This window comes from Citrobacter sp. C13, assembly GCF_014596815.2.
Lineage (GTDB): Bacteria > Pseudomonadota > Gammaproteobacteria > Enterobacterales > Enterobacteriaceae > Citrobacter > Citrobacter portucalensis.
In genome coordinates this window covers 782,816-794,744 of sequence record NZ_CP115024.1, presented here as the reverse complement: position 1 = coordinate 794,744, position 11,929 = coordinate 782,816, and the positions used below count along the sequence as shown (strand labels likewise).

Below are 11,929 nucleotides of genomic sequence, written 5' to 3'. Positions count from 1 at the left end.
CAAATGCGCCTTCGCCTTATCCGGCCTACTTTCGTAGGCCCGGTAAGCGCAGCGCCAGCGGGCATTTATCGTTACTCGTCTTCCAGATAAGTATAACCGTACAGACCGGCCTCAAACTCTTCGAGGAACTGTTGCTGCAGCTCGGTATCCAGATCGGTGTTTTTCACCTGGTCACGGAACTGCGTCAGCAGGGTGTTCGGATCCAGCTGCACGTACTGCAACATATCCGCCACGGTATCCCCTTCATCAGACAGCTCAACTTCCACACTGCCGTCAGGGAAGACGAACACGTCAACCGCTTCGGTATCACCAAACAGGTTGTGCATGTTGCCGAGGATCTCCTGGTACGCCCCCACCATAAAGAAGCCCAGCATCGGCGGGTTCTCCGGGTCGTATTCCGGCATCGGCATAGTGGTCGCAATGCCATCACCGTCAACATAGTGGTCGATAGCGCCATCAGAGTCACAGGTGATATCCAACAGCACCGCACGGCGCTCAGGTACCTGGTTCAGTCCTTCCAGCGGCATTACCGGGAACAGCTGATCGATCCCCCACGCATCCGGCATCGACTGGAACAGCGAGAAGTTGACGTAAATCTTATCCGCCATACGCTCCTGCAGCTCGTCGATAATCGGGCGATGCGCGCGGTTGCTCGGGTCGAGTTGTTTCTGCACTTCATGGCACATGTTCAGATAAAGCTGCTCAGCCCACGCGCGCTCTTGCAGGCTAAAGGTACCTGAAGAGTAACCAACGTGAATATCGTGCAGATCCATCTGGCTGTCGTGCAGCCATTCACGCAGCGAACGGCGAGTTCCCGGTTCATGCATTTCTTGCCAGGTTTCCCACATGCTTTGCAGAGCACGCGGCGCATCGTCAGCCGGAGGCGTTGCTTCTGTGTGTTCACTACGCTCAACGCCGATAATGTTAGATACCAGCACGGTATGGTGCGCGGTAACCGCGCGGCCAGACTCGGTGATTACCGTCGGATGAGGCAGGCCGTGTTCTTCACAGGCGTCGCCAATAGCCCAGATGATGTTGTTGGCATATTCGTTCAGGCCGTAGTTTACAGAACAGTCAGACTGCGAACGGGTACCTTCGTAATCCACGCCCAGGCCACCGCCCACGTCGAAGCACTGGATATTGACGCCAAGCTTGTGCAGCTCAACGTAGAAACGCGCCGATTCACGTACGCCGGTGGCGATATCACGAATATTCGCCATCTGCGAGCCAAGGTGGAAGTGCAGCAACTGAATGCTGTCCAGACGACCGCGCTCGCGCAGAATTTCGACCAGTTGCAGCACCTGGTTTGCCGCCAGGCCGAATTTCGATTTTTCCCCGCCGGAGGACTGCCACTTGCCAGAGCCCTGCGACGCCAGACGCGCACGCACACCCAGACGCGGAACGACATTCAGGCGTTCAGCTTCATCCAGCACAATTGCAATTTCAGACATCTTCTCGATGACCAGATAGACCTTATGGCCCATCTTCTCGCCAATCAGCGCCAGACGGATATATTCGCGGTCTTTATAACCGTTACACACGATCACGCTACGGGTCATTCCGGCATGGGCCAGAACGGCCATCAGTTCAGCTTTGGAACCCGCTTCCAGCCCCAGCGGTTCGCCAGAGTGGATCAGCGATTCAATCACGCGACGGTGCTGGTTGACCTTGATCGGGTAAACGAGAAAATAGTCACCGTTGTAACCGTAAGATTCACGGGCACGTTTAAACGCGGCGTTAATCGAACGCAGACGGTGTTGCAGGATCTGCGGGAAGCAGAACAATGCTGGCAAACGCTGGCCCTGCGCTTCACGGGCTTTCACCAACTCAGCAAGGTCAACGCGCGCTTCGGGTACGTCCGGATCCGGGCACACGCTGATGTGGCCCAGTTCATTGACGTCGTAGTAGTTATTACCCCACCAGGCAATATTGTAAGTACGCAGCATCTTGCTGGCTTCCTGGGAACTCATTGCAACCTCCTGCATGGAGCGTAGTACACCGTGTTCGCCTGCTGACGAAGGCGAACCCAAAGAAATGTCGTCAGACATAGCGAACCTCAAATTTTATTAACAAGTGTAAAACAGTTGACTACTATCGCAATCCGAAGACGCGATAACAACCCAAATACAGGCAGAATTTGCAGCAGATAGTGCTGACGCTCCGACTGTGCGACCGGTTTCTTTTTCATATCAATGTAAACACGTAACCGAACTTAATGCTGACGGTTCGGCGAAACCACGAGAAAACTCTTGTTTACCAAGAGCGCCCTTGTTCAGTTCTTAGTGACCGTTACCGGCTCTTCAGTCCTGAGATACGCCGAGATGGGTATACACTTCATCCTTCATGCAGCCTCTTTGTTGGCTACGCTCATTCGCCCCAGTCACGTACTACTCGTACGTTCAGGGGACTCATTCACTTGCCGCCTCGACGCAGCATAAATGATTTTGTGTATATAACATCGACAGGTATGCAAAGCAGAGATGCAGATTGCGGGGGACATATGTACACCAGAACGGTGCGACAGATTCTGCAGAATACAACGGTTCATTATCTCGTATCACCTCCACGGTTGCTCCTTACGGAACGAACCCACAAGCCAAAGCTAAAGTTTTAACCCGGCTGGAAGTGGCAACACGATGAAAACGTCGTGTGCTTTTGTATGAGCCGCGCGCCGCGTTTTATACCGATAAGAAAGTCAAAAAGCAAAAGATAAATATGCACATTGCCAGCACCGTCAGGAAAAATTTCCAGTTACATTTTCAGTACAATGCGACCTCAATCAAAAAAAGCTGGAAATCAGGCGAAGAACTGTCCTAAAATAGCCGTCCAGATGTTAATCCATCTATACCGATTAACACTCAGACTGCCAGTGTCCGTCATCTGCAGACTCATGGTAGAATCTTCTACACATGGCTATTCCACTCGACAGTTTGAGCTAACCAAATTCTCCTTAGGTGAAATTAAATATGGCAAAACACCTTTTTACGTCCGAGTCCGTATCAGAAGGGCATCCTGACAAAATCGCTGACCAAATCTCTGATGCTGTGCTGGATGCAATCCTGGAACAGGATCCAAAAGCACGCGTTGCCTGCGAAACCTACGTCAAAACCGGTATGGTTTTAGTTGGCGGTGAGATCACCACCAGCGCATGGGTTGATATCGAAGAGATCACCCGTAACACGGTTCGCGAAATTGGCTATGTGCATTCCGACATGGGCTTTGACGCCAACTCTTGCGCGGTACTGAGCGCGATTGGTAAACAGTCTCCGGACATCAACCAGGGTGTTGACCGTGCCGATCCGCTGGAACAGGGCGCAGGCGACCAGGGCCTGATGTTTGGTTATGCAACCAACGAAACCGACGTGCTGATGCCAGCACCTATTACCTATGCTCACCGTCTGGTGCAGCGTCAGGCTGAAGTGCGTAAAAACGGCACCTTATCCTGGCTGCGTCCGGATGCAAAAAGCCAGGTAACTTTCCAGTATGACGACGGCAAAATCGTCGGTATTGATGCGGTTGTTCTGTCTACTCAGCACTCTGAAGATATCGACCAGAAATCGCTGCAAGAAGCCGTTATGGAAGAGATCATCAAGCCGGTACTGCCGACTGAATGGCTGACCGCTTCAACCAAATTCTTCATCAACCCAACTGGTCGTTTCGTTATCGGCGGCCCGATGGGCGACTGCGGTCTGACCGGTCGTAAAATCATCGTTGATACCTACGGCGGCATGGCGCGTCACGGCGGCGGTGCATTCTCTGGTAAAGATCCGTCTAAAGTTGACCGTTCCGCAGCCTATGCAGCCCGTTACGTAGCGAAAAACATCGTTGCCGCAGGCCTGGCTGACCGTTGTGAGATTCAGGTTTCCTACGCAATCGGCGTGGCAGAACCGACATCTATCATGGTGGAAACGTTCGGTACTGAAAAAGTGCCTTCAGAGCAGCTGACCCTTCTGGTGCGTGAGTTCTTCGACTTGCGCCCGTATGGCCTGATTCAGATGCTGGATCTGCTGCACCCGATTTACAAAGAAACCGCCGCTTACGGTCACTTTGGTCGCGAACATTTCCCATGGGAAAAAACCGACAAAGCACAGTTGCTGCGCGACGCTGCCGGTCTGAAGTAATTTAAACCAGACTTAACGCTTATGAAGACCAGCCTCGCGCTGGTCTTTTTTTATACCTATTTCCTCTCCCACATCCATCACCAAACCGCGCTGATTACTATTGCTTTAAATGAAAATGAAAGCGATTACATCACACCATATTTCCCTCTACCTTGAATTAACATCTCTTAGCCAGCACACTTGCATCACTGTTACATTATCTTTCATCATTGTCTTAAATTCAGACGACAAACATTATTTAATCCCAATAAATAATGTTAACTTTCAATGAATTAACTAATAACCCGCATGAATGACAGTGTAAGCGATTACACTAATGTGATGTGATTCGCATTTTTTTACCCCGTACTCACCTACCCTTAACATCAACAAAACTAGCTACCCAACCGGAGGGCATCATGCCTGACAATAAAAAAACGGGGCGTTCCAACAAAGCCATGACATTTTTTGTCTGCTTTCTGGCAGCCCTGGCTGGATTACTTTTTGGCCTGGATATCGGTGTTATTGCCGGTGCTTTACCGTTCATCACCGACGAGTTTCAAATTACCCCGCACACTCAGGAATGGGTGGTGAGTTCCATGATGTTTGGTGCGGCGGTAGGTGCTGTCGGCAGCGGTTGGCTCTCCTTCAAACTGGGACGCAAAAAAAGCCTGATGATCGGTGCGATCTTGTTTGTTGCGGGTTCACTGTTCTCCGCCGCTGCGCCAAACGTTGAAGTCCTGCTGGTTTCCCGCGTGCTGCTCGGCCTGGCTGTAGGTGTTGCGTCTTATACCGCGCCGCTGTACCTGTCTGAAATTGCCCCGGAAAAGATTCGTGGCAGCATGATCTCCATGTATCAGCTGATGATCACCATCGGTATTTTGGGCGCGTATCTTTCCGATACAGCGTTTAGCTACAGCGGCGCATGGCGCTGGATGCTGGGTGTAATCATCATCCCTGCCCTGCTGCTGCTGGTTGGCGTTATCTTCCTGCCGGACAGCCCACGTTGGTTTGCAGCTAAACGTCGTTTTGTTGATGCCGAACGCGTCCTGTTGCGTCTGCGTGACACCAGCGCAGAAGCCAAACGCGAGCTGGATGAAATCCGTGAAAGTCTGCAGGTGAAGCAGAGCGGCTGGGCGCTGTTTAAAGAAAACAGCAACTTCCGTCGCGCGGTATTCCTTGGCGTTCTGTTACAGGTGATGCAGCAGTTCACCGGGATGAACGTCATCATGTATTACGCACCGAAAATCTTTGAGCTGGCGGGCTACACCAACACCACTGAGCAGATGTGGGGGACTGTTATCGTCGGTCTGACCAACGTACTGGCAACCTTTATCGCCATTGGCCTGGTTGACCGTTGGGGCCGCAAACCTACTCTGATCCTTGGCTTTATCGTGATGGCTGTTGGTATGGGCGTTCTGGGGACAATGATGCACGTGGGTATTCACTCGGCATCCGCACAATACTTCGCAGTACTGATGCTGCTGATGTTTATCGTTGGCTTTGCCATGAGCGCTGGTCCGCTGATTTGGGTACTGTGCTCTGAAATCCAGCCGCTGAAAGGCCGCGATTTCGGCATCACCTGCTCTACTGCAACCAACTGGATTGCCAACATGATCGTCGGCGCAACCTTCCTGACGATGCTGAACTCGCTGGGCAGCGCCAACACCTTCTGGGTCTACGGCGGCCTGAACGTACTGTTCATCTTCCTGACTCTGTGGCTGATCCCTGAAACTAAAAACGTCTCTCTGGAACACATTGAGCGTAACCTGATGAAAGGTCGTAAACTGCGCGAAATTGGCGCACACGACTAATCACCAAAGGCTTCCTCCCTCAGTGGGAGGAAGCCTTCCTCTTGCAGTCCCTTCCCTGTCGCACTATCCTCTGGCGTTATGAAAACCTCCCGTCTCCCTATCGCCATCCAGCAAGCCGTTATGCGTAGCCTGCGGGAAAAACTCGCCCAGGCCAATCTCAAGCTCGAACGCCAATATCCGGAGCCAAAGCTGGTTTACCAACAGCGCGGCACCGCCGCGGGCACCGCATGGCTACAAACCTATGAAATTCGCCTTAATCCCGTCCTGCTGATGGAAAACGTCGACGCATTCATTAACGAAGTGGTGCCCCATGAACTGGCGCATTTACTGGTGTGGAAGCACTTTGGGCGCGTGCCGCCACACGGGAAAGAATGGAAATGGATGATGGAAAGCGTGCTGGGCGTACCGGCCCGGCGCACGCATCAGTTCGAACTGCAATCGGTGCAGCGCAAGACCTTTACTTACCGCTGTAAGTGTCAGGAGCACCAACTGACCGTCCGCCGCCATAACCGCGTTGTGCGCGGTGAGGCCACCTACCGCTGTGTTCACTGCGGCGAGCCACTGGTTGCAGAATAATCTTCAGAATTATCAGGAACTTTTCTGACCTAACTGATTGCATACTGGAATAACTTTCGCTACGTTGCGGGCTCGTTTTGACACGGAGTTTGTGATGTACCGTCATTTTTCTTTTGCTGCGGCCCTGTTAGCCGCTGCGTTTTCAGGCCCGGTTTTAGCCGAAGGCATCAACAGTTTTTCTCAGGCAAAAGCAGCAGGCGTCAAGGTTAACGCCGATGCGCCGGGCGATTTCTACTGCGGTTGTAAAATTAACTGGCAAGGCAAAAAAGGGGTCGTTGACCTCGAATCCTGCGGCTATAAAGTGCGAAAAAATGAAAACCGCGCCAGTCGAATTGAATGGGAGCACGTTGTCCCCGCCTGGCAATTTGGTCATCAGCGTCAGTGCTGGCAGGACGGAGGGCGTAAAAACTGCGCCAAAGATCCAGTCTATCGTAAGATGGAAAGCGACATGCATAACCTGCAACCTGCGGTGGGTGAGGTAAATGGCGATCGCGCTAACTTCATGTACAGCCAGTGGAACGGTGGCGAGGGTCAGTATGGGCAATGCGCCATGAAGGTTGATTTCAAAGAGAAAGTTGCCGAGCCGCCGGCCCGCGCCCGCGGTGCCATTGCTCGTACCTATTTTTACATGCGCGACCAGTACGATCTGACGCTCTCCCGCCAGCAAACTCAGCTTTTTAACGCCTGGAATAAGCAATATCCGGTCACCGACTGGGAGTGTGAGCGCGACGAACGCATTGCAAAGGTACAGGGGAACCATAACCCATATGTGCAACGCGCTTGCCAGGCGCAAAAGAGCTAACCTACACTAGCGTCAATATTTTTAACCATGCCCAGGCCTTTCGCAGCCCAGGGCCATGACGCGGATGTTTAACTATGCGCATTCCTCGCATTTATCACCCTGAGCCAATCACTTCCGGCAGCCAAATTTCACTGTGTGAAGATGCAGCCAACCATATCGGCCGCGTGCTGCGTATGGGACCGGGCCAGGCGCTACAGCTGTTTGATGGCAGCAATCAGGTATTCGACGCTGAAATCACCCACGCCAGTAAAAAAAGCGTGGACGTGAAGGTACTTAACGCTGAACTCGACGATCGTGAGTCGCCGTTGCACATCCACCTGGGTCAGGTGATGTCGCGCGGTGAAAAAATGGAATTCACTATCCAGAAATCGATCGAACTGGGTGTAAGCCTCATTACGCCACTTTTTTCTGAGCGCTGCGGCGTTAAACTGGACAGTGAACGCCTGAACAAGAAGCTCCAGCAGTGGCAGAAAATCGCCATTGCCGCCTGCGAACAGTGCGGTCGTAACCGGGTGCCCGAAATTCGCCCGGCAATGGATTTGGAAGCATGGTGCGAGGAACAGGACGAAGGTCTGAAACTGAACCTGCATCCGCGCGCCAGCGCCAGCATCAATACGCTGCCGCTGCCGGTGGAACGCATCCGCTTGCTGATTGGCCCGGAAGGCGGGTTGTCGGCAGATGAAATTGCCATGACCGCACGTTATCAGTTTACTGATATTCTGTTAGGACCTCGCGTTCTGCGTACTGAGACAACCGCGCTCACCGCCATTACTGCGCTACAGGTGCGTTTTGGCGATCTGGGCTAAGGCATAAACGGAGAAGAAAATGATCAAGCTCGGCATCGTGATGGATCCCATCGCAAGCATCAACATCAAGAAAGATTCCAGCTTCGCTATGCTGCTGGAAGCGCAACGTCGCGGTTACGAAATTCATTATATGGAGATGGCCGATCTTTATCTGATCAACGGTGAAGCCCGCGCCCATACGCGTACCCTGAGCGTAGAGCAGAACTACGACAAATGGTACGAGTTCAAGAGCGAGCAGGATCTCCCGCTGGCAGACCTGGACGTTATTCTGATGCGTAAGGATCCACCGTTTGATACCGAGTTCATCTACGCGACCTATATTCTGGAACGTGCAGAAGAGAAAGGAACGCTGATCGTCAACAAACCGCAGAGCCTGCGCGATTGCAACGAAAAGCTGTTCACCGCATGGTTTGCCGACCTGACGCCGGAAACGCTGGTCACGCGTAACAAAGCGCAGCTGAAAGCCTTCTGGCAAAAACACAGCGACATCATTCTCAAACCGCTGGACGGCATGGGTGGTGCATCTATTTTCCGCGTGAAGGAAGGCGATCCGAACCTTGGCGTCATTGCTGAAACGCTGACCGAGCACGGCACCCGCTACTGCATGGCGCAGAACTATCTGCCAGCAATTAAAGATGGCGATAAACGCGTCCTGGTTGTTGATGGCGAACCCGTTCCGTACTGCCTGGCGCGTATTCCGCAGGGCGGCGAAACCCGTGGCAACCTGGCCGCAGGCGGCCGTGGCGAGCCGCGTCCATTGACCGACAGCGACTGGGAAATCGCACGTCGCATTGGGCCAACGCTGAAAGCGAAAGGTTTGATTTTTGTCGGTCTGGATATCATTGGCGATCGCCTGACGGAAATTAACGTCACCAGCCCAACCTGTATTCGTGAAATTGAAGCGGAGTTCCCCGTTTCAATTACCGGTATGCTGATGGATGCCATTGAGGCGCGTTTGCAGAAGTAAATACGTTGCCGGATAGCGACGCCATCGCGTCTTATCCGGCCTGTAATTGCACCCCGCAGGCCGGATTAGGCGAGCCGTCATTCGGCAAAGCTATCTTCAAAGGGTGACATCTTCGAGCTTTGCCCACATACTGGGCTCTGTTGCTTTTTTGAACCAGGAAACAGAACCTCTGACAATGAATTTACAGCATCACTTTCTGATTGCCATGCCTGCTCTCCAGGATCCGATTTTCCGCCGTTCCGTGGTGTACATCTGTGAACATAATGAGAACGGAGCAATGGGGATTATCGTTAATAAGCCTCTGGAAAACTTACAAATTGAAGGGATTCTGGAAAAGCTGAAGATTACCCCAGAAGAACGCGATCCGGCCATTCGTCTGGATAAACCAGTGATGCTCGGCGGCCCGCTGGCGGAAGACCGTGGATTTATTCTCCACACTCCACCGTCACGCTTTGCCTCCAGTATTCGCATCTCAGATAACACCATCATCACAACCTCCCGCGATGTACTAGAAACCCTGGGTACGCAGGAGCAACCGTCCGAAGTGCTGGTTGCGCTGGGTTATTCATCATGGGAAAAAGGTCAACTGGAACAAGAGCTACTGGATAACGCCTGGCTCACGGCGCCCGCAGACCTCAATATCTTATTCAAAACGCCGATTGCCGACCGCTGGCGCGATGCGGCGAAGCTTATCGGGATAGATATTCAGACCATGCCTGGCGTGGCGGGACATGCCTGATGAGCGGAACATTACTCTCTTTTGATTTTGGTACGAAAAGTATTGGTGTTGCTGTTGGTCAGCGCATTACCGGTACGGCCAGACCGTTGCCCGCCATTAAGGCGCAGGACGGTACGCCAGACTGGAGTTTGATTGAACGCCTGCTGAAAGAATGGCAGCCAGATGAAATCATTGTCGGCCTACCACTCAACATGGATGGCACAGAACAGCCCCTTACCGCGCGCGCGCGTAAGTTCGCTAACCGTATTCACGGTCGCTTTGGCGTAACCGTAACGCTGCACGATGAACGCTTGAGCACCGTCGAAGCCCGCTCCGGCCTGTTCGAACAAGGCGGATACCGGGCGTTGAATAAAGGCAAAGTAGATTCCGCTTCTGCCGTGGTCATCCTCGAAAGCTATTTCGAGCAGGGTTACTAAATCCGTCCCTGCGCCTGACGCTGCTGCTGACTTTGTGCAAATGTCTGCATACCTGTCTGCTGCCCGGTTTGAATTACGCCGGGCAGCTGATGCGTTTTCCCTTCACGAATCAAATTGCACACGGCAGGCGTGTTGACGAGCAGCTCAAATAGCGCCACGCGTCCTCCCTGCTTATCTTTCTCCAGCTTTTGCGAAAGTACCGCCCGCAGGCTGTCTGCTAACTGGTTACGCACCGGATCCTTCTCTGTTGCCGAAAAGGTGTCCACCAGCCGCGCGATGGCCTGTGCCGCCCCTCGCGTATGTAACGTTGCCAGCACCAGATGCCCGGTTTCCGCTGCCGTTAACGCCAGACGAATGGTTTCCGCGTCGCGCAGTTCGCCCAGCAAAATGACGTCGGGATCTTCACGCAGCGCGCCGCGTAAACCGGCGGCAAAAGAAGCGCAGTGTACGCCCACCTCCCGTTGTTGAATAAGACAACGCTGGCTGGTGTAGCGATATTCAATCGGGTCTTCCAGCGTCAGAATATGCCCTGCAACATGCTGATTAAGGTACTCTACCATCGCCGCCAGGGTCGTTGATTTACCGCTACCGGTAGCGCCTGTCACCAGAATTAACCCATTTTCACTGCGCAGCAGTTCAGGTATGACGTCAGGGGTCTGGAGATCGTCTAAACGTGGACAATCAAGCGGGAGCAATCTTAGCGCCAGTGAGGTTCCCTGTTGATGAACAAAAGCACTGGCGCGCAGCCGCTGGGAACCTGCCAGCGCAATAGCAAAATCTACCTGCCCCTGTTCCCGCCACTGTACCTGTTGTTGCTCACTGAGCCAGCACATCAGCAGATTCTCCACGTCAGGCGTAGTAAAGGGTGCGATTTCGACTTTTCCACGTATGCGCCAGCGCGCAGGCCATGCATTGCACAGGTGTAGATCCGACACGTTATGCTTTACACTAAGGGCCACTATTTCTTCCATATTCATATGAACATCCTCGGAAAATGAACGATATCGCGCATAACCTGGCACATGTCCGGGACAAAATCTCAGCCGCCGCGACGCGTTGCGGGCGGTCTTCAGAAGAAGTTACGTTGCTTGCAGTCAGTAAAACCAAACCTGCGAGCGCCATCGAAGAAGCCATTACCGCAGGGCAGCGTGCCTTCGGTGAAAACTATGTGCAGGAAGGGGTGGATAAAATCCGCTACTTCCAGGAAAAAGGCGTCAACGATCTGCAGTGGCACTTTATCGGCCCGCTGCAGTCCAACAAAAGTCGTCTGGTCGCCGAGCACTTTGACTGGTGCCATACGATCGACCGTCTGCGTATCGCTGCCCGTCTGAGTGAACAGCGCCCGGCGGAACTGCCGCCGCTCAATGTACTGATTCAAATTAATATCAGCGATGAGAACAGTAAGTCAGGCATTCCGCTGGCAGAGCTTGATGCACTGGCCGCTGAAGTCGCTGCACTGCCGCGCATTACCCTGCGTGGTCTGATGGCGATTCCGGCTCCAGAGTCAGATTATGTAAGGCAGTTTGAAGTTGCACAGCAAATGGCGGTAGCATTTGCCGGGTTGAAAACACGCTACCCAGGCATCGACACTCTCTCACTGGGAATGTCTGATGATATGGATGCCGCCATCGCGGCGGGTAGCACGATGGTGCGCATTGGCACTGCCATTTTTGGTGCTCGTGATTACACTAAAAAATAAGGAAAACTAA

General features: G+C 53.0%; 12 protein-coding genes and 1 pseudogene. 9 read left to right on the top strand and 4 right to left on the bottom strand.

Features of this window, described 5'->3' with window-relative positions; all coding sequences use genetic code 11:
• Positions 1-71: 71 nt before the first annotated feature.
• The 3 genes and pseudogenes from speA to IB222_RS03840 all read right to left on the bottom strand — a co-directional run.
• Positions 72-2,048, bottom strand: a complete 1,977-nt coding sequence (gene speA, locus IB222_RS03850) for a biosynthetic arginine decarboxylase (protein ID WP_071692619.1) — start codon at positions 2,046-2,048, stop codon at positions 72-74.
• An 8-nt stretch (positions 2,049-2,056) separates the two neighbouring features.
• Positions 2,057-2,188, bottom strand: a complete 132-nt coding sequence (gene yqgB, locus IB222_RS03845) for an acid stress response protein YqgB (protein WP_003027062.1) — start codon at positions 2,186-2,188, stop codon at positions 2,057-2,059.
• Positions 2,189-2,446: 258 nt separating this feature from the next.
• Positions 2,447-2,548 (bottom strand): annotated as a pseudogene (locus IB222_RS03840) (hypothetical protein); the annotation flags it as partial.
• 418 nt (positions 2,549-2,966) lie between these two features.
• Between IB222_RS03840 and metK the strand changes: the two are divergent.
• From metK to ruvX, 8 genes are all read left to right on the top strand, one after another.
• Positions 2,967-4,121, top strand: a complete 1,155-nt coding sequence (gene metK, locus IB222_RS03835) for a methionine adenosyltransferase (RefSeq protein ID WP_020996311.1) — start codon at positions 2,967-2,969, stop codon at positions 4,119-4,121.
• 398 nt (positions 4,122-4,519) lie between these two features.
• The gene (gene galP / locus IB222_RS03830) at positions 4,520-5,914 is read left to right on the top strand and encodes a galactose/proton symporter (protein ID WP_008785766.1); all 1,395 of its coding nucleotides are present in this window, start codon (positions 4,520-4,522) and stop codon (positions 5,912-5,914) included.
• 78 nt (positions 5,915-5,992) lie between these two features.
• Complete coding sequence (locus IB222_RS03825) at positions 5,993-6,490, top strand: SprT family zinc-dependent metalloprotease (protein WP_003825440.1); 498 nt, start codon at positions 5,993-5,995, stop codon at positions 6,488-6,490.
• Between the two features lie 94 nt (positions 6,491-6,584).
• A complete protein-coding gene (gene endA, locus IB222_RS03820; RefSeq protein WP_008785767.1) occupies positions 6,585-7,292 on the top strand; it encodes a deoxyribonuclease I in 708 nt (235 codons plus the stop codon).
• A gap of 74 nt (positions 7,293-7,366) precedes the next feature.
• On the top strand, positions 7,367-8,098 hold the full coding sequence (rsmE, locus tag IB222_RS03815) for a 16S rRNA (uracil(1498)-N(3))-methyltransferase (RefSeq protein ID WP_003825432.1): 732 nt from the start codon (positions 7,367-7,369) through the stop codon (positions 8,096-8,098).
• A gap of 19 nt (positions 8,099-8,117) precedes the next feature.
• Positions 8,118-9,065, top strand: coding sequence for a glutathione synthase (gene gshB / locus IB222_RS03810; RefSeq protein WP_003027083.1), 948 nt, complete (start codon positions 8,118-8,120; stop codon positions 9,063-9,065).
• 175 nt (positions 9,066-9,240) lie between these two features.
• A complete protein-coding gene (locus tag IB222_RS03805; protein ID WP_003027086.1) occupies positions 9,241-9,804 on the top strand; it encodes a YqgE/AlgH family protein in 564 nt (187 codons plus the stop codon).
• On the top strand, positions 9,804-10,220 hold the full coding sequence (ruvX, locus tag IB222_RS03800) for a Holliday junction resolvase RuvX (RefSeq protein WP_008785771.1): 417 nt from the start codon (positions 9,804-9,806) through the stop codon (positions 10,218-10,220). The genes IB222_RS03805 and ruvX overlap by 1 nt, the downstream gene beginning before the upstream one ends.
• Here ruvX and IB222_RS03795 read toward each other — a convergent pair.
• Complete coding sequence (locus IB222_RS03795) at positions 10,217-11,197, bottom strand: type IV pilus twitching motility protein PilT (protein ID WP_149384570.1); 981 nt, start codon at positions 11,195-11,197, stop codon at positions 10,217-10,219. The genes ruvX and IB222_RS03795 overlap by 4 nt on opposite strands.
• 17 nt (positions 11,198-11,214) lie before the next feature.
• Between IB222_RS03795 and IB222_RS03790 the strand changes: the two genes are divergently transcribed.
• Positions 11,215-11,919: a YggS family pyridoxal phosphate-dependent enzyme gene (locus IB222_RS03790; protein ID WP_057067562.1), complete on the top strand. Its 705-nt coding sequence runs from the start codon at positions 11,215-11,217 to the stop codon at positions 11,917-11,919.
• The last annotated feature ends 10 nt before the right edge of the window (positions 11,920-11,929 follow it).